Here is a 19,934-nt window from a genome sequence, read left to right as displayed (position 1 = left end):
TTCTTGAGCGTTTTGCTGAACTTGAGGGAGCTGGCTTGCCAGCGATTGGGCCAGCAGCCCTCATATAGCACTTTGATCTTGGCGCTATGCCCAATGCGTCCTTCCGCTTCGCCTGGCAGGCGAGTAAATTTTTTCTCCCCCAATATATGGCGCGTTAACCGCCAGAAGGACCTCGGACGCGCACGACAAGAAGGCGCAGACCATGAGCACCCCTTTGGATACCAATGCCCTTAAGGCCCGTCAGCAGGCCGCCTGGGCCAGCGGTGACTACGCGGTAATCGGCACCACCCTGCAACTGGTTGGCGAACGCCTGGCTGAGGCCTGCGACTTGCGCTGGGACGAGCAGGTGCTGGACGTTGCTGCCGGCAACGGCAACGCCACCCTGGCCGCTGCCCGGCGCGGCTGTCGCGTCACCTCCACCGACTATGTGCCCGAACTGCTCAAGCGCGGCGAGGAGCGGGCGCGGGCCGAGCACTTGAATGTGCTGTTCCAGGCGGCCGATGCCGAAGCGTTGCCGTTTGCCGACGGTACCTTCGATGCCGTGCTTTCCACCTTCGGCGTGATGTTCGCCCCTGATCAGGCGCAGGCCGCACGCGAGCTGGCCCGGGTGTGCCGGCCCGGTGGCCGCATCGGCCTGGCCAACTGGACCCCGCAAGGCTTTGTCGGGCAGATGTTCAAAATTCTAGGCCGGCATGTGCCGCCACCCCTCGGTGCCTTGCCGCCTTCGCGCTGGGGCGATGAGGAGCAGTTGCGCGTGATGTTCGAAGGGGCGCTCGGCGAACTGAAAGTCAACCGGCAGCACTTCAACTTCCGCTATCGCTCGGCGGCGCATTTCATTGAGGTGTTCCGCACCTGGTATGGGCCGGTGCACAAGGCGTTTGCCTCATTGGCGCCGGAGGCGGCCAGTGCGCTGGAGCGGGATCTGACCCAGTTGCTGGAGGAGAACAACGTCGCTGGCCCTTCATCGTTGGTGGTGCCGAGTGAATACGTCGAGGTGGTGGTCATTCGGGGCTAGCAGGGGCTCCTTCCAATGCCTCCGCGGGTGGGGGGGCTGCACGGACATTGAAAAGCTTGCAGACGAAGTACCAAGCGATGGCGACCGTTAGGTTGTAGGGGAACAACACGGCCCAGAACGGCAGTTGCCAGTTCTTCTTGCCCTGCATTTCACCGGGCTCGCCGGTACGCCAGGGGGCATAGTGGCGCCAGGCTTCAGCCGGGGTCAGGCAGATGGCGTGGAGTGGCTTGTGCCACCAATTGGGCTCGCCGGGAGGCGGAAGCTTGTCCGGACCGTGGTTCATGAAATGGCGGAGGTACTCCCACACCTCGGCGACGTGTCTGACCCCGGGCTCGGTGGGTTCGTTGCTGTCGACCCAGAGGCAGTCTTTTTGGTGGAGGCTGCCATCCGCTCGGCGAGGGGCGAAGGCGAGGGCGTAGCTGGTGCTGAAGGATGAACCGCCGTACTCGGTGCGTTTGAAAACGCCTCCGCCAGTGTTACTCCACTCAAAGACGAATACCTTGCTCAAGCGTTGATAGTAAATCTTCTGAGTTGATCGGTTGAAACATATGCTCGATAAGCGCTTTATGAAGTATATTCGGTATATTAGGAACGGGAGGAAGGTGAAGGGCGTGAGTGCGAAGCTGGTCATTAAAAGTGGGTTGGATTCAAAGTACTTCATGAACTCCCCGTCAAATAGATAAGGGTAGAAGCCGATCATTGAAATAGTTATTATTGCGCAGTACAGTTTCCCCATGAAGACCGAGTCTGTTACCCATGGGTTTCTCAAACATAAAAAATTTTCGGATAAGTTTAATAGCTGCCCAGTGATAGCGGGCTTGTGTCCTGAACCTGTCTTTGCATTGAATATCCAGACGGTTGCCATGCTCAGGGCTCCAGTCGAAAAATTGACAGGATCTCATTGCCTTCGTCCAACCCTTGATTGGCGCTGTAAGCGAGATGCAGTGAGACATGCTTTTGGTTAGCTAGCGTGTTCTCGAAATGCAGAACTAAGCCAGCACCTACAGAGATGCGTGCGCTGCAGGCAGGGCCGGAGGTGGCACTGCTGATGGAGGCGTCAGTCATGCGCGCTTCCTTTTGCCCGAATGTGCCGGGCGCTCCTCAAACGCTTCAGGCGGTGGTGACGCGACGCGAACATTGAACAGGCGACAGATGCCGTACCAGCAGATGGCGACGGTGAGGTTGTAGGGGAACAGCACCGCCCAAAACGGCAGCTGCCAGTTCTTTTTGCCCTGCATTTCACCGGGCTCGCCGGTTCGCCAGGGCGCGTAGTGTTGCCAGGCTTCTGCCGGCGTCAGGCAGATGGCGTGCAGCGGTTTGTGCCACCAGTTGGGTTCGCCGGGCGGGGGGAGTTTGTCCGGGCCGTGGGCCATGAAATGGCGGAGGTATTCCCAGACTTCAGCGACGTGCTTTACGCCGGGTTCGGTGGGTTCGTTGCTGTCGATCCAGAGGCAGTCTTTTTGGTGCAGACTGCCATCCGCTCGGCGAGGGGCGAAGGCGAGGGCATAGCTGGTGCTGAAGGATGAGCCGCCGTATTCGGTGCGTTTGAATACGCCCCCTCCGGTATTGCTCCACTCGAAGACTAATACTTTGCTCAAGCGTTGGTAGTAGATTTTTTGGGTTGAGCGGTTGAGGCAAAAGTTTGATAGGTTTTTTATAAAATAAATACGATAAATTAGAAATGGAACGAAAGGAAATGGAGAAATTAAGAACAAAAGCATTAATGCAGCGTTTTTATTATAGAGGTCTAAGGTGATTGGGAGGATTTGAGGGTAAAATCCGATGAGTGATATGACTGTTATTGCGCAGTACAGTTTTCCCATGAATACGGAGTCTGTTACCCATGGGTTTCGCAGGCATAAGATATTTCCGGATGCGTTTGCCAGCTGCCCCCCAATTGCAGGTTTGTGTCCAGAGCCTGACTTTGAATCGAATATCCAGATGGTTGCCATAATTAACGCTTCAGATTAAAGATTGATTGGGTTTCATTGTCTTCGTCCAAACCTTGATTGGCGCTGTAAGTTAAATGCAGTGAGACATGACTTTGGTTGGCCAGTGTGTTCTCGAAATGCAGAACCAAACCAGCACCTACGATGTGGCCGGTTGGGGCGATTGGGAATACGTCCATTCCTCGATCGTCACGGAGAGTGCTCAAGCTTCCTGACCACTCGCTTACCCCAAGTACAAAGCCAGGCAGCAGCACCACGAACTCAACGGTTGGTTGAGGTGTGGCTACTTCGTTATGTGTAATAGCAGTCCAGTTGGGCGGAGACCAGTGATCATTCCGATGCCATTTAGTGTCAACTTTAGTTATGCCGAGTGATAGGGCCTGTTCGGCCGATAGTAGTTTTGGTCCGTAATGCTCGTTGTGCCAAGCTTTGACTTCAGTTTGTAGCGACCCGAAAGCAGGAAGTTTTTGCTCATAGTCCAAGGTAATGTCAGGGTGCACTTCCCCATCATTGATTCGATTACCGAAGACGCTGCGTGCTGCCCACAACTCAATTGGGCTGTGAAGGTGCTCATGGGCCTTGGCGTGTAGGTAAAGGCCTCCAGCAATGATGGCTACGCCTACTAGAACAAGAGCAGCTGCGGCCCATCCGGCAAATGGCACAACTGATGTCACGCCGGCAACGGCCAGTCCTGCTTCAAGGGCGACAGCGGAGCCAATAGCCATGGTGAACCCACCAGCCATCGTGTAACTGGCTGCAGTTAGGTTACCGTTGTTATGCTGTCGCAGCGCCTTAGCACTGTCCGCGAAAAAACTAAATGCTATTGCCGGATAACCAGCCAAACGCGCAAACAGATTACTGCTTAGAAATTTGATAATTCCATTGCCAAATCCCATCCCTGGTGCAGTCGAACTTAAACTTAGCATTACAGCCTTCTGCGTTGCTCGCACGCTGACCATCGTCGCCGCCGCTGCACCGATCACACCGAAAATCGATGAAGCAAACCCCAAGGTGTATTCCGGTGCATCGTTCCTCTGCAGGCTGTTATAGGCCGTCTTGAGCGATAAGATGTTGAACCACAGCATCCCCGCGTTCAGACCACCCCCGCCGCCCGAGGTGAGCAACCCGAGAAAGTTGGGCTTCACTCGCGCAGTGGTGGTCAGTTCTATCGATATTGTCCGGCTACCCGAGATGCGCAGTTGTTTCATTTCCTCAACCTGCGCCATGCCGCTCTTCAAATACTTCTGTACCTCCTGGCTAAATGGATTGTCCGTGATGGTCTGCTCGGTGATCCGGTAGCGCGCCGCCAACAGCCCCAACGCCTTCTCGGCATTCGCCTCCCGCGCCGCCAACAGCACCTGCTGACGCAGGCCATGACTGGCATCCCACCGTGTCTGGCCACGCAGGCGCTTGAGCACTACGGTATTGACCGCCTGGGCGGTAAGGTCGGTGATGTCGGCCATGGCCGGGAAGCGACCCACCAATCCTTCGATCACGTTGTCGCTGGCACCGAATAAAGACCCGGTCGAATCCGCCTTGTCCTTGAACGGATTGAACGGCGCCAAGGCGGTGTAAAGCGGGCTGTCGTGCTGATCCAGCCATTGCTCCAGGCGTTTGAAGCGTCGGTCATGCTCTTCGGTGCCGGGTGTCGGCTGCCCCATCGGGTGAATCAGCAAAGCCAGCGAGATTTCCAGGCCGCGGGCGGAGGTGCGTTCGTCGCGGTCGTAACACGCCAAGGCGGCAGCCAGGCTGTAGGGGTTGTCGATATGTTGCGATTCGGCAGTGGCCAGCCAGGTGTCATGATCGTTGCTGGCTTGCAAGGTCAGGTTGCGCAAGGCTGCAATACGTCGTTCCAACTCATCGCGCTCGGCGAGGAAACGCCGGTATTTGGCGATATCGATGCGCTGTGCCAGGCGCGCGCCGTTGGGGGAGTAATCCTCATGGGTGAGGGCCTGGAAATGTGACTCGGCCGCAGACAGCGCAGGCCCACGCCGCTCCGTGCCAAGCCTGAACGCAGCCAGTTCCGGTGAAGGTGCATCGGCCGGGTACATGCTTTCCAGCGCCTTGTTCAGCAGCATGCCCATCAGGTTGCGATGGTGGAAGTCGCGGCTTTGCACGCTCAGCTGCTCGGCATCCAGGCGGTAGCACGCCGGCACGGGTTCCTGCTCGGGAGGTTGCGCGGGTTTTGTGTGTGCCAGTTGCTCGGCGGGCATCAGGTCGCGCATTTGATGCTGGTAGGCCGAGACCGACAGGCTCAGGTCCAGAGCCATGCCTTCGGCGTCGGCGAGTGCTACCACCACCGGTACCTTCGGTTGGGCCCAGGGGTAGTGACGCGCAACGGCGACGAGGTTGCCGATAGGCAAGGTTTCGGTGACCGGGTCGCTGCTCCAGGTCAGCGGCATGCGTCGTTCGGTTGGCTTGAAGTCTTCGACCCAGGTTTGCAGGGCACTGACCGGCAACACATGGGGCTGGGTGGACGGCGCCTGGTTGCCGGCGATCAGTTCGGCCATGTCCAGCTGGCGCATGTGCCGTTTGCGCAAGGCTGATGAACCGGTGATGCGGGCGGTCACGGCGTTGGTCCACAGGTGGGGGCTGTAAGCGATCCACACTTCCTTGGCGGTTTCGGGGCAGGTATCGGCCCACACCCAGCCCATGCTCCGGCTGGAGAGATAGCGATCACGCAGGTGGTAGTTCTCCAGCCCTTTGTAACGCAGTTCCTTGTAAAGGCCCGCGCCAATGTACTCATGAATGACCAGCTTTTCGCCCTTCGGGCCTTTCATGAACACGTAGATATAACCCGGGCGCAAGGCGCGGAGGGTGTAGGCAGAGTGTTGCAGCGGGGCGAAGCCTTGTTCCAGGTTGAAACCGGCATTGGCATAGCGGCAGGCGGGGGATTCGCCGGTGCGTGGCACGATGGCATAGCGCACCGGCAGGATGGGGATGCGTGCGCTGCAGGCAGGGCCGGAGGTGGCGCTGCTAACGGAAGCATTGCTCATGCGAGTTCCTTGCTCAGAGAGCAGTCTTTTCAGACCAAACGCGTAGAACGGCCTGTTCCAGTGCAAATAAAGACTGGAAGGGGGTTGGCTGATGCTTATGCTGAGGAAATATCTTTCTTGTTTTGGAGGGTGAAAAAAAGATTGGCTTGTTAAGGCTCAGGCGAAAGACAATGCCTCGATTTCTCCTTCTTGGTCGAGGCTGAAAGTGTAATATTTTATTTGAATATTTTTTGTGTTTAGTGAGTGTGGTTTTGTAAGTGGAAAGTTTGATCTTTTCTGTAGGAATTGTCTTACTTATTAAGCGGTCGATAAACTTTCAGTTCTTGCACTTGGCCATCACTACTTGGCAAGTTCGGGGTGTGCCTCCAGAGCGGCCGGCATAGCGTATGCAATTGTTCATGGATTTTTGCCGCGCAATGCTCAGGGTATTGCCCCAGGCCAGGCCGCCTTCGCCGGTCGTGGGTACGGCTTTGGCGAAGCAGTTGGAGCCGACTGCAGGCGTGGCGTAGCGCGCCTTGCTGCCTTTGCTGGAGCAACCAGCGGTGAGCGCCAGGCTAAGGGCGAGCAGAGTGGTGAGGGCCCAGGACGGGGTTGGTCTGCTCATGTGTTCCCCTTCTACGCTTGGCAGCAAATGCCTTGCAGGATATTTCATTCTAGCGAAGCGGTGAACTATCGCGTCATGAAGGGGCTCCTTTGCTTAGCGCACCCTGCGCTCATCTGATGGCGCAAGCCCATCAGTCTCTTGGGTCACTGAATGAAAAGGAGGCACTGTGACCGCAACTGACCAAACCCTCTACCGCTGTAAGCCCAGCCCGCTGCACGCCCTGCTGCTGGCAGGCAGTGTCCCATTGTTCCTTGGCGCGCTGCTGAGCGACATCGCCTACTTCAACAGCTACCAGATCCAGTGGAGCAACTTTGCCGCCTGGCTGATCGCCGGCGCCTTGGTGTTCTGCGGGCTGGCACTGCTGTTTGCGCTGGCCAACCTGGTCCGCGCCGAGCGCAAGGGTGGGCGCGCTACGCTGTACTTCGTGCTGCAGCTGGTGACCTGGGTGCTCGGGTTGATCAATGCGTTCGAGCACGCCAAGGACGCCTGGGCGGTGATGCCGTCGGGGCTGGTGTTGTCGGTGATCGTGACCGTGCTCTCGGTAGTGGCTGCCTGGACCGGCTTGAGCAACCTGCGTTCGGGAGGTGCAGCATGAAGCCTTTGCATGCATTGAGCTTGTTGAGCATGGCGGTGGTGCTGAGCGCCTGTGGGGGTGACGGCGAGCCTACCCAGGCCCATGGGCCGGACCCGAAGCTGCCCGATCCGCAGCGCGGGTTGTTGCCGAGCATGAAGATCGCGCAGCCGGTTGCCTGGGGCGAGCAGAAACCGACCGTGCCGGAGGGTTTCAGCGTCACGGCCATTGCCACTGACCTGAAAATCCCGCGGCAGAGCCTGGTGCTGCCCAATGGCGATATTCTGGTGGCCGAGGGCAGGGGGGGCAGCGCGGCCAAGCTCAAGCCCAAGGATGTGATCGCTAGCCAGATCAAGGCCAAGGGCAATACGCAGGTCAAGGGTGGCAACCGCCTGACCCTGTTGCGTGATGCCGACGGCGATGGCACCTACGAGGTGCAGACCGTGTTCGCGGAGAACCTCAACGCACCCTATGGCCTGGCCTTTGCCAACGGCAAGCTGTATGTGGCCAACCAGGATGCGCTGGTGCGCTTTGACTACAAGGAAGGCCAGACCCAGGCCGACGGCCCGCCATCCAAGGTCACGGAACTGCCGGCCGAAATCAACCACCACTGGACCAAGGCGCTGACAATCAGCCCCGATGGCCGCTATTTGTATGTGGGCATCGGCTCGAACAGCAACATCACCGAGCGCGGCCTGGAGGTGGAGATCGATCGGGCGATGGTCTGGCAGGTCGATGCCGAAACCGGCGCGCACCGGCCCTACGCCACTGGCTTGCGCAACCCGACGGCATTGACCATTCAGCCGCAGACAGGGCAGCTTTGGACTGTGGTCAACGAGCGGGATGAGCTGGGCCCCGACCTGGTGCCGGACTACCTCACTTCGGTGCGTGAAGGTGGCTTCTATGGTTGGCCTTACAGCTACTGGGGGCAAAACGTGGATGAGCGGGTGCGGCCGCAAAACCCGGACAAGGTGGCTGCGGCGATCAAGCCAGACTACAGCCTGGGTTCGCATGTGGCTGCATTGGGTGTCGACTTCTCTATCCCGGCCATGGGTGAGCGCTTTGCCGACGGTGTGTTCGTCGGCGAGCACGGCAGCTGGAACCGGCCCGACCCGGTGGGCTACAAGGTGATTTTCGTACCGTTCCGCAATGGCAGGCCGGCAGGGGAGCCAATCGACTTCGCTACAGGCTTTCGCGGCGAGGATGGCAAGACGCGTGGGCGGCCAGTGGGGGTGACGGTGGACCCGCGTGGGGCGTTGATCATTGCCGATGACCTGGCCAATACGGTATGGCGGGTGACGCGTAACCGTTGAATATTGGTCTGGCCCAAATCCACTTCCCTGTGGGGGTGGGTTCATCCGCGAAAAAGCCGGCGAGGTGATGGCACCGGCAGGGTGGCGGGCAACGTCTATGCTTGTTGGCGCGTGAACCATTCGCGCCCTTTTTTTGGTTGATCACATGGAAGCAGGTCTATGAACCCGATTCGCTCTCTCGCTCGTGCTGTTGCCCTGGCCACGCTGGCATCCGCTGCCAGCTTCACGGTGCACGCTGCCGATATTCCGATTGCCAGCGAGGCACTGGAAAGCCATGTCACCACGCAGGTCACAGCCATCGACCTGGCCAATCGCCAGGTCACGGTAAAAGGCCCAGATAACAAGAAAGATGTGACGTTCCAGCTTACGGAAAACGCGAAGGCTCTGCCTAACCTCAAGGTTGGGGACCAGGTCGATATCTTCGTTACCCGCGCCGTGGCTTATGTGCTCAACACCGATGTGGGTGGGGCGCCGAAGGCCAGCGAGGAATCCGGTACCATTCGCGCCACTGCGCAAAACCCCAATCCGGGCGGCGAGGCATTCCGCCAGGTCCGGGTCACCTCGCAGATCAAGAAGATCGACCTCAAGACGCATGAAGTGAGCCTGCTGCCACCCGAGGGCAAGTTGCAGGTGGTCAAGGTCGAAAACCCGGAATTGCAGGCGCGCATGAACAATCTCAAGGTCGGCCAGACGGTCGATGCGATCTTTACCGAAGTGCTGCGCGTCGAAACTTCGCGCTGAACATTTACCGAGAAAGGCTACGGGTTACCTGTAAATGAATCCGTCGTGATGCCGTGCATGACGGCGGATGCTGTACGCAACCGAGCACGCAAAATGCTCATCGCGGGCAAACCGCAACCACTGCGGATATGCGCTTGACGAATACTGTACGTGCATACTTTCGATTTCCATCAATGGCGAGAATTTTCGATCATTGCCTGAATCTTTTTCAGCAATGAGGGCTGCCATGTCCAGTAAAACCCTGTGCCTTCTGGTGCTTCCCTTTGCCTTGGCGTTGCTTGCCGGGGCGGTATTGCCGTTCCAGGCCGCAGGTAACGCCGCCGTGGGTCGTGCCCTGGGGCATTGGTTGTGGGGGGCATTCACTTCGTTGACGGTGAGTTCGCTGGTGGTAATTGCCGCACTGTTAATGTTCAGGGTGCCCGTACCAGACCTGGGCAAGGCCCTGCAGGGCCCATGGTGGCTGTGGATTGGCGGTGTGCTGGGGGCGATGTATGTAGCTGGTGCTGCAGCGCTTACGCCCAAACTGGGCGCGGCAGGGTTCCTGGTGCTGGTAGTGGCAGGGCAGATCATCACAGCGGTACTTGCCGACCACTTCGGGGTGATGGGGCTGGGCGGCAAGCCGCTGAGCCTGGCCAGGGTGGCAGGCGTAGTGCTGATCCTGTGCGGCGTGCTGTTGGTGCAAGGCACCTGGGCGACTGCGCCAGCGACCAGTGCAATCACCGCAGTGAAGCAGCCAGAAGGCTGATCAGCGCCCCAGCTGGCTGCAGGCCCACACGGTTTCGCGCAGCCAGCGGTGCCCGGGGTCGCTGTCCTTGCGGCTGTGCCAGGCTTGCTGGTAGTCGAACGAGGGAATGGCCAGCGGCGGGGTGAACTGGCGCAGTGTCTTGTGCTGGCGCAGCGATCCTACTGCGCGGCTGGCCACTGTCAGGATCAGGTCGGTGCCGGCCAGCACCTCTACTGCCGCGCTCCAGTGTGGCAAGGCCAAGGCAATACGGCGGCGCAGGCCCTGGGCGGCCAGCGCACGCTCGATTTCATCGAAGGCATCCGGACGCATCGCCATCAGCACATGCGGGCGTGCCAACCAGTCTTCCAGGGTAAGGCCGCCGCTAGCAGGCAACACCTGGCGATCGGCAACGCTGATGAAATGGTCGGCAAACAGGGGCTGGGCGGTGATGTCCTGAGGCAACTCGGGGAACAGGCCCAGTGCCAGGTCCAGTTCCCCATCGAGCAGTTGCGCCAGCATGGTTTCGCGGCTGGCCTGGCTGATGGCCAGGTCCACCCCGGGTGCGGCCTGGCGCAGGTGGCGCAGCAGGGGTGGCAGGATGATGCGCGAGGAGTAGTCGGACAGCGACAGCCGGAAACGGCGCTGGGCTTTGGCTGGCTCGAACTGCGGGGTGGCCAGCAGGCCGTTGAGATTGCTCAGGGCATCCTGCAGCGGTTTTACCAGCGACTGGGCAAGGGCGGTGAGGGCCATGCCGCCGCCTTGGCGTACCAACAAGGGGTCGTCGAAGTGTTTACGCAGCTGCGCCAGTGCGTGGCTGACCGCCGGTTGGCTGCGGTGCAGGCGCAGGGCGGCACGGGTCACGTGCTTTTCGCTGAGCAGGGCATGCAGGGCGAGTAGCAGGTTGAGGTCGATCTTGCGCAGTTCATCCATGGGGTGAATGGCCTTGATAAATGCTGGCGACTCACATCAGCCTAACAAATGTGTGGGCCTTGCACGGTCGTTGTAGGAGCGGCCTTGTGTCGCGAAGGGCCGCCACGCGGCCCCCGACAATATTTGCTGCGGAGCTGAAGATCTGGGGCCGCTTTGCGGCCCTTCGCGACACAAGGCCGCTCCTACAGGGACCACGTCAGTTGCCGGGGGTATACTCTTCGTCCGTTCTACTGTTATCCGAGTACTCCGATGGGTCTTTCCGCAACTGCCACACCCGAACCGCGTCGCCTGGGCGCCCCTTTGATCGCCATGGCCTTACTGCTGGCTGGTGCCTGGTTCCTCAATCTGAATGCCGGCTTCAAGCAGGTGTTGCTGCTGTTGGTCGGCGCGGCGCTGGGCCTGACCCTGTACCACGCCGCCTTCGGCTTCACCTCGGCCTGGCGGGTGTTCATCAACGAGCGCCGCGGCGCAGGCCTGCGGGCGCAGATGGTCATGCTGGCCCTGGCGGTGCTGCTGTTCTTCCCGGCATTGTCAGCTGGCAGCCTGTTCGGTAACCCGGTCACTGGCCTGGTGGCCCCGGCGGGTGTTTCGGTCGTGTTCGGTGCGTTCATCTTCGGCATCGGCATGCAATTGGGCGGCGGTTGCGCTTCGGGCACGCTGTTCACCGTGGGCGGTGGCAATGCGCGCATGCTGGTGACCCTGCTGTTCTTCATCATCGGTTCTGTAACCGCCACCCATCACGCTGACTGGTGGTTTGCCTTGCCGTCGTTCCCGGCAACCTCGATCGTGCAAGCCTGGGGTGTGGGGCCGGCCCTGCTGGTGAGCCTGGCAGTGTTCGGGCTGATCGCCTGGGCTACTGTGCTGCTGGAAAAGCGCCGACATGGCACGCTGGAAGCGCCAGTTGCCAGCGAACACCAGGGCCTGCGGCGTTTCCTGCGTGGCCCATGGCCGCTGTTGTGGGGCGCCATTGCCTTGGCACTGCTCAACTACGCGACCCTGGCGCTGGCGGGGCGGCCATGGGGTATTACTTCGGCCTTCGCCTTATGGGGTGCCAAAACCCTCAACGGCCTGGGCGTGGATGTCGGCAGCTGGGTGTTCTGGCAGGCGCCGGCCAATGCCAAGGCGTTGGCCTCGCCGCTGTGGCAGGACATCACCACGGTGATGGACCTGGGCATCGTGCTGGGGGCGCTGCTGGCTGCTGGCCTGGCCGGGCGCTTTGCGCCAAGCTTGAAAATCCCGCTGCCGTCGCTGGTTGCCGCAGTCATCGGTGGCCTGCTGTTGGGCTACGGTTCGCGCCTGGCCTATGGCTGCAATATTGGCGCGTACTTCAGTGGCATTGCCTCGGGCAGCGTGCATGGCTGGCTGTGGCTGGTGGCGGCTTATGCGGGCAACCTGATCGGCGTTCGCCTTCGCCCGTTGTTTTTCGCCGGTGAGCGGCGCCCAGCGGTGCTGACGGGCTGCTGAGGCAGTGCGTAGATTGCTGCAAGAGGTGCAGAAATCATCTGCACCTCGCCTTATTGTTCAACTTTTCCTGCCCCATTAGCCTGACCCGAACTCCATCCAACAGGATTCGATCATGGCTACCCGTATCACGCTCAATGGCACCGGCAGCGCCGATGTGATGCAACCTGAACACGTACAGGCACAATCCCCAGGGCCCGGCCAGGTCTGGCTGGAGCAGACAGCCATGGGTGTGAACCCCCTCGACCTGCTGCAGCGCAAAGGCGCTGCGCCCCTGGCTTTGCCCTCCGGCCTGGGGCTGGAAGGCGCAGGCAGGGTCACTGCGGTCGGGGATGGGGTGTACAACGTGCAGGTGGGGGACCGGGTCGCTTATGCCATGGGGCCGGTCGGTGCCTATGCCAGCGGCCGTTTGTTCCCGGCCGAACGGCTGGTGAGGCTGCCGCCGCAGCTGGAGGACGAGGCCGCAGCAGCAGTGCTGTTCAAAGGCATCACGGCGCAGTATTTGCTGAAAACCACCTACGCTGTGGGCCCGGGTACCCAAGTGCTGTTGTACGGCGCCGCCGGTGCCTTGGGCCAACTGATGGCGCCTTGGGCGCGGCATCTCGGGGCGACGGTGATTGGCGTGGTATCACGCCCGCAAAGTGTGGCCAGGGCCCAGGCGGCCGGTTGCCACCATGTGCTGGTGTTCGACGCGGCGACGCTGGCCAGCGATGTGCGCAAGCTGACTCAGGGGCAGGGCGTGGACGTGGCCTATGACTGTGTCGGCAAGGTGTCGCTGGAGGCTTCGCTGGACAGCCTGCGGGTGCGTGGCTTGCTGGTGTCGTTTGGCGGCACTTCCGGTGCGCCGGCGGCAATCGAGGTGGCCACGCTCAATGCCAAGGGCTCGCTGTACCTGACCCGGCCATCACTGGCGGCACATACCCGCACGGTCGAGGAGTACCAGCAACGCGCAACCGATGTGCTGGCAGCCGTCGCCGAGGGTATCATCCAGCCTCGGGTCTGGCGTCGCTACCCGCTGGCCGAAGTGGCCAGGGCCCACCGGGACCTGGAGCAAGGGCTGTCGGAGGGCGCGCTGGTCCTTACTGCCTGATGCCCGAACCTGCCACCGAGCCTAGCCATGGATGCCTTCGCCAGTCGCCGCGCCGATGAACTTGCCACCTTGCTGGCCCTGCACGAGCAGGGCTCGTTTGCCGCTGCCGGGCGGCAGCTGGAGCGCCACCCCACGGTGCTGTCGAAGCGCCTGAGTGCGCTGGAGGCGCGGTTGGGCATTCGCCTCGTGGAGCGCAGCACGCGGCAGCTGCGTTTTACCGATGAAGGCGAGCGGCTGGTGGCCAAGGTACGCGAGGCCAACCGGCTGATCGCCGAGGCGGAACAGGAAGCTGCCGAGGGGGCGGCAACGGTACGCGGGCGCTTGCGCCTGGCATTGCCGGCGGCCATGGGGCGGCGCTGGTTGAGTGGGATGCTAGCGGACTTCGTGCTGGCCTATCCGCAGGTGACGGTGGAGGCAGAGTATGCCGACCGTTTCGTCGACCTGATCGGCGAGGGCTTCGATGCCGCCATCCGCATTGGCGAACTGGCGGACAATCGCCTGGTGGCCAGGAGATTGTGCGATCACGTGCGCATCCTCTGCGCATCGCCTGATTACCTTGGTCGGCATGGCACGCCTGCACAACCGGAACAATTGTCTGAGCATAATTGTTTATGTTTCAAGGGCTTGCGTTCATTTCCTGAATGGCGATTGATGAGTGGTGAGCGGCAGGTGAGCGTGAAGGTCGCCGGCAGCCTGCGCAGCAATGACAATGAAGCGTTGCTGGAGGCAGCGCGGCGTGGCGTGGGCATTATTGCCGGGGGTGACTGGCTGATGGGTGAGGACCTGGCCAGCGGCCGCCTGGTACGGGTGCTGCCGCAATGGCAGCTGGACGTGGCAGCGGGCATTTACCTGGTACGCCCGACCGCGCGGCTGAACACTGCGGCCCTGGGCGCCTTCAAGGCCTGGCTGGAAGACCGCTTCAAGGCCGGGGCACCCTGGCGCTCTTGATACTCTTCTGCAGATTAAACGCATAACCATCTGATAAATAATAGATTATCGTTTGGCTATCGCATGCTGAACACACTGCTCATAGTATGTCTGCTTGATCGCTGCAGGCTTGAGCCGCGAGCGGCTGTTGTAAGTCTGCTCGGTAATGCCGAAGGCGGTCATGCGCATCCAGGGTTTGGGGAATTTGCGTACCTGCAGCTTCTTGCGCGTGGCATACAGGGTCACCCCGGAAAGCTTGGCCTGCTGGGCCTCGGCGGCTATCTGCGCACCCCAGCCGCAGGTGTGGCGATCGTTCTGGCTCAGCGCCCGGGCCTGGGCGCCGAACGCCAGCGTGGCCAGCAGGCAACCGGCCATCGTTGCTAGAATTACTCGCATGTTGCTGTCCTAAACATCTGAAGGAGAACGGAGTTTGCCTTCGCTTTCCGATCCCAGGGGCCAGCAATTTGCCGTCAGATCACCGCCATGCGCAGCGGACTACCCGCTGGTGTCCGCAGGCTTGCCCAGGCCAGGCTGGCAACCCAGATGACCGACACACCATAGTTCAGGCGTTGATACAGGCCAAATAGCTGGCCGTTTTGCGCTGCCTGGCCCATCAGCGCGACGGTGATGATCGCCAGTACCACACAGGCCAGGGAGAACAACGCCAGGGCCCGCGAGCCGGCAATGCGATTGCCTAGCCATGCCCACAGGGCACTGGCCAGGGTCAGCGAGAGGAACATCAGCAGGCCGGACAGGTTATGCAGTTGCTGTGAGGTGGACGGCTGCGCTGGTGCACAACCTTGGTCACAGGGGAACCAGCCGGTGCCCAGGCTGCCGACACCATGCAGAAGCACCAGGGCAGCACTCAGCATTGCCAGTTTCGAGCCACGCCAGCGCCGCACCAACCCCCAGGCAAACAGCGCGAACAGCGCGGCCAGTGGGAAGTTGTTTACCAGTGGCGACCAGCTGTGGGTTGGCGCGCCCACGGCGCCGAGCTGGCTCATGGCCTGTTGCAGGTGGTCATAGCCGGGGTAAGCCTGGGCGGTGAGCCAAACACCTGCCAGCAACCAGAGGGGTATCACCAGGCCGCTGGCGAGCAATAGGCGGTCGAGGGGTTTCATGCGGCATTTTCCTTCCATGGATGAGTGAGCGCAAAGGCGCACAGTACAGGCTTGCGCGGCCTTTGGGCCAGCACTTGCGCCGGCTTTCTCATAGGCGTGGCTTGCGAGGGAGCGCAAGAAATACCGCACCGGGTGTATGTGATCGTACAACTGCTTGCGCTATGATGAGCACTGTCTTTCTAGGTGAAATACAGGGCAATGACAGAGCAACAGGTACAGGCAAGGACCCGGCGCAAGCCGCGTAGTCTGGCCCAGGAACTGGTCACAGTGCTGACCGAACGCATTCGCAGTGGCCAGCTCAAGCGTGGCGACAAGCTGCCGACCGAATCGCAGATCATGGTCGAAGAGGGCGTGAGCCGCACCGTGGTGCGTGAGGCGATCTCGCGGCTGCAGGCCGCCGGGCAGGTCGAGACCCGCCATGGCATCGGCACGTTCGTGCTGGACGCGCCAGCGTCGGGGGGCTTTCGCATCGACCCGGCAACTGTGGTCACCCTGCGTGAAGTGCTGGCGGTGCTGGAGTTGCGTATTGCCCTGGAGATCGAGTCGGCGGGCCTGGCGGCGCAGCGGCGCAGTGACGAAGAGCTGGCGGGCATGCGTGCCGCGCTGGACGAACTCAACGAAGGGGCGGCGCATGCCAATGATGCGGTGTCGGCGGACTTCCAGTTCCACCTGCGCATTGCCCAGGCCAGCGGCAACCACTACTTTGCCGATATCATCAACCACCTGGGGACCAGCATCATTCCGCGCACCCGGGTGAACTCGGCGCGGTTGGCCCATGATGACCAGGCGCATTACATGAGCCGGCTGATGCATGAGCACGAGGCGATCTATGAAGCAATCGCCCGGCGTGACAGCGAAGGGGCAAAGATGGCCATGCGCATGCACCTGAGCAACAGCCGGGAGCGCTTGCGTCAGGTACATGAAGAGGCTGAGGCGCAAGGGGTCTAAGGCCCTTGTGACCTATACCGGCCTCTTCGCGGGCACGCCCGCTCCCACAGAATCACCACAATGCCTGAAAATTGTGCAAACCCTGTGGGAGCGGGTTTACCCGCGAAGAGGCCGGCACAGCCAAAAGAAAAGCCCCGCAATGTGCGGGGCTTTCTTATTTCAGGCGCCCGATCAGATCGCCTGGTCACTCCATTGCCCGTTCACCAGTCGGCGCAGCCCCAGCGGGTTGCCATCGCGCAGCGCCTCAGGCAGCAGGGCCTGCGGGTAGTTCTGGTAGCACACCGGGCGCAGGAAGCGGTCGATGGCCAAGGTACCGACCGAGGTACCGCGGGCGTCCGAGGTCGCAGGGTAAGGCCCGCCGTGGACCATGGCATCACAGACTTCGACACCGGTCGGGTAGCCATTGATCAGGATGCGCCCGACCTTCTCCTCCAGCAGCGGCACCAGCCAGGCGTAGGCCTCGAAATCTTCTGCTTCGCCGATCAGGGTAGCGGTCAGCTGACCACGCAGGCCAAGCAGGGCTGCGCGCAGCTGTTCGTCGTCCTGCACTTCCACGGCCACAGTGGTGGGGCCGAACACTTCTTCCTGCAGCAGCGGGTCAGACTCGACCAGCAGGCGGGCATCGGCCTTGAACAGTTGGGCGCGGGCCTGGCTGCCTTCCTGCGCCTGGCCGGCCAGGTGCTCGATACCGGTATGGGCCTGCAGGTGCTCAAGGCCGCCAACGTAGCTACGCAGGCCACCCGCGTTGAGCATGGTTTGCCCGGCCTGCTGGTCCAGGTGCTGGCCAAGGTCGGCCAGTAGCTGGCTGTACTGTGGCGATTGCAGGCCGATCACCAACCCCGGGTTGGTGCAGAACTGCCCGGCGCCCATGCACACCGAGCCGGCCAATTCGCGGGCGATAGCCTCGCCACGTTTGGCCAAGGCGGCTGGCAGGATAATGACCGGGTTGATGCTGGACATCTCGGCGAACACTGGGATTGGCTGTGGGCGCTCGCCGGCCATGCGGCACAGGGCGTCGCCGCCCTTGAGCGAGCCGGTGAAGCCGACGGCCTGGATGGCCGGGTGCTTGACCAGCCACTCGCCGACACCACCACCGAACACCATGTTGAACACGCCCTTGGGCATGCCGGTGCGCTCGGCGGCGCGCACGATGGCGCATCCCACCAGGTCGGCGGTGGCCATGTGGCCGCTGTGCGCCTTGAACACCACCGGGCAGCCAGCGGCCAGTGCAGCAGCGGTGTCGCCACCGGCGGTGGAGAAGGCCAGCGGGAAGTTACTGGCACCGAACACGGCGACCGGGCCGACGCCAATGCGCATTTGGCGCAGGTCCACGCGTGGCAGCGGCTGGCGCTCTGGCAAGGCCAGGTCGATACGGGCACCGAGGAAATCGCCACGGCGCAGTACTTGAGCGAACAAGCGCATCTGGCCGCTGGTGCGGCCACGCTCGCCTTGAATACGGGCGGCGGGCAGGGCGGTCTCGCGGCAGACGATGGCGACGAAGGCATCGTCCAGTTCGTCCAGTTCGGCGGCGATGGCGTCGAGGAATTCGGCGCGGCGGGCCGGGGCCAGTTGGCGGAACTCAGCGAAGGCCGCAGCGGCGGCCTTGGCGGCCTGGTCTACTTCGGCTTCGCTGGCTTGAGCAAAGCTGTAGGGCAGGGCTTCGCCAGTGCTGGCGTCCAGGCTCTGCAGGCGCTGTGGGCCAGCGGCGCTGCGCTGGCCGGCGATGAAGTTGTGGCCGAGGATTTCAGGCATTGGGGTGCTCCTGTTGGCTGAAAAAAAAACGGGGGGGTTGTCGCATGACCTGTGGGAGCGGGCGTGCCCGCGAAGCAGGCAACCCGGTGTATGGCACCGGCTTTGCCGGTGTTCGCGGGTAAACCCGCTCCTACAGGGGGCGCGAAATACCGGGAAAAAGAGTGAGTCCTCGGCATCAGGTAATCGGTGCCGGGTTGAACAGGGTGATGTCGTTGTGCAGCCGGTGCTGTTCGGCCCAGGTCTGCTTGCGGCCGCTGGCTACGTCCAGGTAGTAATGGAACAGTTCCCAGCCCAGCTCTTCGATGCTCGAACGGCCTGTGGCGATGCGCCCGGCGTCGATATCGATCAGGTCGGGCCAGCGCTGGGCCAGTTCGGTACGCGTGCACACCTTGACTACCGGCGCCATGGCCAGCCCGTAGGGGGTGCCGCGGCCGGTGGTGAACACATGCAGGTTCATGCCAGCGGCCAGCTGCAGGGTGCCGCAGACAAAGTCGCTGGCCGGGGTGGCGCAGAAGATCAGGCCCTTGCGCGTTACCCGCTCGCCTGGGCCGAGCACCCCCTGGATAGCGCCGCTGCCGGACTTGACGATCGACCCCAGCGACTTCTCGACGATATTGGACAGGCCGCCTTTCTTGTTGCCTGGCGTCGTGTTGGCGCTGCGGTCGGCGGCGCCTTGCTGCAGGTAGCGGTCGTACCAGTCCATTTCGCGTATCAAGGCACCGGCCACCTCCTGGTTTTCCGCGCGCGACGTCAGCATGTAGATGGCGTCGCGTACCTCGGTCACTTCCGAGAACAGCACGGTGGCGCCGGCGCGTACCAGCAAGTCGGCGGCGTAGCCCAGCGCCGGGTTGGCGGTGATGCCCGAGAAGGCGTCGCTGCCGCCGCACTGCATGCCAAGGATCAACTCGCTGGCCGGTACGGTTTCGCGGCGGCGCAGGTCGAGCTTCTTCAGGCGGGTTTCGGCCAGTTCCATGATCTGCTCGATCATTTCCACAAAACCCAGGCTGGCGTCCTGCAGGCGGTACAGCCATGGGTCGCTGAGGTCTACCGAAGGGTCGTTGTCGTGCATCACCTGGCCGGCTTGCAGCTTTTCACAGCCGAGGCTGATGACCAGCGCCTCGCCACCCAGGTTGGGGTTGCGCGCCAGATTGCGCACGGTGCGGATCGGAATGTAGGCGTCGCGCGCGTTGATGGCCACCCCGCAGCCATAGCTGTGGGTGATGGCTACCACGTCATCGACGTTGGGGTACTTGGGCAGCAGTTCGCTGCGAATGCGCTTTACCGCATGCTCCAGCACGCCGGTCACGCACTGCACGGTGGTGGTGATGCCGAGAATGTTGCGGGTGCCGACGGTGCCGTCGGCGTTGCGGTAGCCTTCGAACGTGAAGCCTTCGAGCGGCGGCAGCGGGTGTGGGACGGCATCGCAGCGCGGCAGGCTGTCCAGCTCCGGGGCGGCCGGCATGGCCAGCTGGCTTTCCTGCACCCAACTGCCCTGGTGCAGGTCTTCCAGCGCGTAGCCGATGATTTGCCCATAGCGGCGCACGGGCTCGCCTTTGGCGATGGCCACGGTGGCGACCTTGTGACTTTGTGGCACGCCTTCGACCAGGGTCAGGCCGTCGGCAAAGCGGGCGCCTTCGCCCAGGCCGCCGTCGTTGACCACTACCACGACGTTATCGTCGTCGTGCAGGCGGACGTAGCGGGGCGAGTCGGAATGTTCGATCAACTGCATGTTTGGGCCCTACTTGTCAGGTTCTCAGGCTTTTTTGTACATCCGCCCGCACCGGTTGCCCCG

Annotated in this window: 19 protein-coding genes; 9 read left to right on the top strand and 10 right to left on the bottom strand. The window is 61.8% G+C overall.

All coding sequences use genetic code 11. The features are described from left to right. Nucleotides 1-202: 202 nt before the first annotated feature. On the top strand, nucleotides 203-1,015 hold the full coding sequence (locus tag JOY50_RS07515; protein WP_132843598.1) for a class I SAM-dependent methyltransferase: 813 nt from the start codon (nucleotides 203-205) through the stop codon (nucleotides 1,013-1,015). Here JOY50_RS07515 and JOY50_RS07510 read toward each other — a convergent pair. From JOY50_RS07510 to JOY50_RS07490, 5 genes are all read right to left on the bottom strand, one after another. Continuing rightward, nucleotides 1,002-1,880, bottom strand: coding sequence for a DUF6708 domain-containing protein (locus tag JOY50_RS07510; protein ID WP_243055012.1), 879 nt, complete (start codon nucleotides 1,878-1,880; stop codon nucleotides 1,002-1,004). The genes JOY50_RS07515 and JOY50_RS07510 overlap by 14 nt on opposite strands. Nucleotides 1,881-1,882: 2 nt before the next feature. Continuing rightward, nucleotides 1,883-2,080, bottom strand: a complete 198-nt coding sequence (locus tag JOY50_RS07505) for a hypothetical protein (protein WP_138737033.1) — start codon at nucleotides 2,078-2,080, stop codon at nucleotides 1,883-1,885. Continuing rightward, nucleotides 2,077-2,967, bottom strand: a complete 891-nt coding sequence (locus JOY50_RS07500; RefSeq protein WP_138737032.1) for a hypothetical protein — start codon at nucleotides 2,965-2,967, stop codon at nucleotides 2,077-2,079. Before JOY50_RS07500 ends, JOY50_RS07505 begins: the two co-directional genes overlap by 4 nt. Before the next feature lie 2 nt (nucleotides 2,968-2,969). Beyond that, nucleotides 2,970-5,960 (bottom strand): T6SS effector BTH_I2691 family protein, encoded by a 2,991-nt coding sequence (locus JOY50_RS07495; protein ID WP_243055011.1) that lies wholly within the window; start codon nucleotides 5,958-5,960, stop codon nucleotides 2,970-2,972. Between the two features lie 316 nt (nucleotides 5,961-6,276). Continuing rightward, nucleotides 6,277-6,564: a DUF4189 domain-containing protein gene (locus JOY50_RS07490; protein WP_132843586.1), complete on the bottom strand. Its 288-nt coding sequence runs from the start codon at nucleotides 6,562-6,564 to the stop codon at nucleotides 6,277-6,279. A gap of 166 nt (nucleotides 6,565-6,730) precedes the next feature. On the opposite strand from JOY50_RS07490, the gene JOY50_RS07485 reads away from it, so the two are divergent. From JOY50_RS07485 to JOY50_RS07470, 4 genes are all read left to right on the top strand, one after another. Then, nucleotides 6,731-7,159 carry a DUF2231 domain-containing protein gene (locus JOY50_RS07485; RefSeq protein ID WP_138737030.1) on the top strand — a complete coding sequence of 143 codons (429 nt, stop codon included), beginning with the start codon at nucleotides 6,731-6,733 and terminating at the stop codon, nucleotides 7,157-7,159. Next, nucleotides 7,156-8,448 (top strand): sorbosone dehydrogenase family protein, encoded by a 1,293-nt coding sequence (locus JOY50_RS07480; RefSeq protein WP_138737029.1) that lies wholly within the window; start codon nucleotides 7,156-7,158, stop codon nucleotides 8,446-8,448. The genes JOY50_RS07485 and JOY50_RS07480 overlap by 4 nt, the downstream gene beginning before the upstream one ends. Nucleotides 8,449-8,607: 159 nt before the next feature. Further along, entirely contained in the window at nucleotides 8,608-9,189 is a 582-nt protein-coding gene (locus JOY50_RS07475; RefSeq protein WP_019473994.1) for a hypothetical protein, read from the top strand. A gap of 226 nt (nucleotides 9,190-9,415) precedes the next feature. After that, nucleotides 9,416-9,934 carry a DMT family transporter gene (locus JOY50_RS07470; protein WP_019473995.1) on the top strand — a complete coding sequence of 173 codons (519 nt, stop codon included), beginning with the start codon at nucleotides 9,416-9,418 and terminating at the stop codon, nucleotides 9,932-9,934. On the opposite strand, the gene JOY50_RS07465 is transcribed toward JOY50_RS07470, so the two are convergent. Next, nucleotides 9,935-10,843: a LysR family transcriptional regulator gene (locus JOY50_RS07465; protein WP_132843577.1), complete on the bottom strand. Its 909-nt coding sequence runs from the start codon at nucleotides 10,841-10,843 to the stop codon at nucleotides 9,935-9,937. Nucleotides 10,844-11,092: 249 nt separating this feature from the next. On the opposite strand from JOY50_RS07465, the gene JOY50_RS07460 reads away from it, so the two are divergent. The 3 genes from JOY50_RS07460 to JOY50_RS07450 all read left to right on the top strand — a co-directional run bounded on the left by JOY50_RS07460 (nucleotide 11,093) and on the right by JOY50_RS07450 (nucleotide 14,342). Next, complete coding sequence (locus JOY50_RS07460; protein ID WP_243055010.1) at nucleotides 11,093-12,307, top strand: YeeE/YedE family protein; 1,215 nt, start codon at nucleotides 11,093-11,095, stop codon at nucleotides 12,305-12,307. 112 nt (nucleotides 12,308-12,419) lie between these two features. Next, entirely contained in the window at nucleotides 12,420-13,394 is a 975-nt protein-coding gene (locus tag JOY50_RS07455; RefSeq protein ID WP_243055009.1) for a quinone oxidoreductase, read from the top strand. Between the two features lie 27 nt (nucleotides 13,395-13,421). After that, nucleotides 13,422-14,342 (top strand): LysR family transcriptional regulator, encoded by a 921-nt coding sequence (locus JOY50_RS07450; RefSeq protein WP_138737026.1) that lies wholly within the window; start codon nucleotides 13,422-13,424, stop codon nucleotides 14,340-14,342. A gap of 45 nt (nucleotides 14,343-14,387) precedes the next feature. Here the strand turns inward: JOY50_RS07450 and JOY50_RS07445 are convergent, their stop codons facing one another. Together JOY50_RS07445 and JOY50_RS07440 are read right to left on the bottom strand one after the other, a co-directional pair. Further along, a complete protein-coding gene (locus tag JOY50_RS07445; protein ID WP_028613101.1) occupies nucleotides 14,388-14,717 on the bottom strand; it encodes a hypothetical protein in 330 nt (109 codons plus the stop codon). A gap of 74 nt (nucleotides 14,718-14,791) precedes the next feature. Then, the gene (locus JOY50_RS07440) at nucleotides 14,792-15,442 is read right to left on the bottom strand and encodes a DUF998 domain-containing protein (protein WP_243055008.1); all 651 of its coding nucleotides are present in this window, start codon (nucleotides 15,440-15,442) and stop codon (nucleotides 14,792-14,794) included. A gap of 198 nt (nucleotides 15,443-15,640) precedes the next feature. On the opposite strand from JOY50_RS07440, the gene JOY50_RS07435 reads away from it, so the two are divergent. Then, nucleotides 15,641-16,390 (top strand): FadR/GntR family transcriptional regulator, encoded by a 750-nt coding sequence (locus tag JOY50_RS07435; RefSeq protein ID WP_016487470.1) that lies wholly within the window; start codon nucleotides 15,641-15,643, stop codon nucleotides 16,388-16,390. A 171-nt stretch (nucleotides 16,391-16,561) separates the two neighbouring features. On the opposite strand, the gene JOY50_RS07430 is transcribed toward JOY50_RS07435, so the two are convergent. Beyond that, a complete protein-coding gene (locus JOY50_RS07430; RefSeq protein ID WP_243055007.1) occupies nucleotides 16,562-18,142 on the bottom strand; it encodes an aldehyde dehydrogenase (NADP(+)) in 1,581 nt (526 codons plus the stop codon). Between the two features lie 175 nt (nucleotides 18,143-18,317). Beyond that, nucleotides 18,318-19,871 carry a galactarate dehydratase gene (gene garD, locus JOY50_RS07425; protein ID WP_138737023.1) on the bottom strand — a complete coding sequence of 518 codons (1,554 nt, stop codon included), beginning with the start codon at nucleotides 19,869-19,871 and terminating at the stop codon, nucleotides 18,318-18,320. Nucleotides 19,872-19,934: the final 63 nt, after the last annotated feature.

The sequence above is a fragment of the Pseudomonas sp. BP01 genome (genome assembly GCF_022760795.1).
Lineage (GTDB): Bacteria > Pseudomonadota > Gammaproteobacteria > Pseudomonadales > Pseudomonadaceae > Aquipseudomonas > Aquipseudomonas putida_Q.
This window is presented reverse-complemented; position numbering and strand designations above follow the sequence as displayed.

Coding starts and splice junctions, on each gene's coding strand:
- JOY50_RS07515 (WP_132843598.1), top strand. CDS start 203: ATGAGCACCCCTTTGGATACCAATGCCCTTAAGGCCCGTCAGCAGGCC.
- JOY50_RS07510 (WP_243055012.1), bottom strand. CDS start 1,880: ATGGCAACCGTCTGGATATTCAATGCAAAGACAGGTTCAGGACACAAG.
- JOY50_RS07505 (WP_138737033.1), bottom strand. CDS start 2,080: ATGACTGACGCCTCCATCAGCAGTGCCACCTCCGGCCCTGCCTGCAGC.
- JOY50_RS07500 (WP_138737032.1), bottom strand. CDS start 2,967: ATGGCAACCATCTGGATATTCGATTCAAAGTCAGGCTCTGGACACAAA.
- JOY50_RS07495 (WP_243055011.1), bottom strand. CDS start 5,960: ATGAGCAATGCTTCCGTTAGCAGCGCCACCTCCGGCCCTGCCTGCAGC.
- JOY50_RS07490 (WP_132843586.1), bottom strand. CDS start 6,564: ATGAGCAGACCAACCCCGTCCTGGGCCCTCACCACTCTGCTCGCCCTT.
- JOY50_RS07480 (WP_138737029.1), top strand. CDS start 7,156: ATGAAGCCTTTGCATGCATTGAGCTTGTTGAGCATGGCGGTGGTGCTG.
- JOY50_RS07475 (WP_019473994.1), top strand. CDS start 8,608: ATGAACCCGATTCGCTCTCTCGCTCGTGCTGTTGCCCTGGCCACGCTG.
- JOY50_RS07470 (WP_019473995.1), top strand. CDS start 9,416: ATGTCCAGTAAAACCCTGTGCCTTCTGGTGCTTCCCTTTGCCTTGGCG.
- JOY50_RS07465 (WP_132843577.1), bottom strand. CDS start 10,843: ATGGATGAACTGCGCAAGATCGACCTCAACCTGCTACTCGCCCTGCAT.
- JOY50_RS07460 (WP_243055010.1), top strand. CDS start 11,093: ATGGGTCTTTCCGCAACTGCCACACCCGAACCGCGTCGCCTGGGCGCC.
- JOY50_RS07455 (WP_243055009.1), top strand. CDS start 12,420: ATGGCTACCCGTATCACGCTCAATGGCACCGGCAGCGCCGATGTGATG.
- JOY50_RS07450 (WP_138737026.1), top strand. CDS start 13,422: ATGGATGCCTTCGCCAGTCGCCGCGCCGATGAACTTGCCACCTTGCTG.
- JOY50_RS07445 (WP_028613101.1), bottom strand. CDS start 14,717: ATGCGAGTAATTCTAGCAACGATGGCCGGTTGCCTGCTGGCCACGCTG.
- JOY50_RS07440 (WP_243055008.1), bottom strand. CDS start 15,442: ATGAAACCCCTCGACCGCCTATTGCTCGCCAGCGGCCTGGTGATACCC.
- JOY50_RS07435 (WP_016487470.1), top strand. CDS start 15,641: ATGACAGAGCAACAGGTACAGGCAAGGACCCGGCGCAAGCCGCGTAGT.
- JOY50_RS07430 (WP_243055007.1), bottom strand. CDS start 18,142: ATGCCTGAAATCCTCGGCCACAACTTCATCGCCGGCCAGCGCAGCGCC.
- garD (WP_138737023.1), bottom strand. CDS start 19,871: ATGCAGTTGATCGAACATTCCGACTCGCCCCGCTACGTCCGCCTGCAC.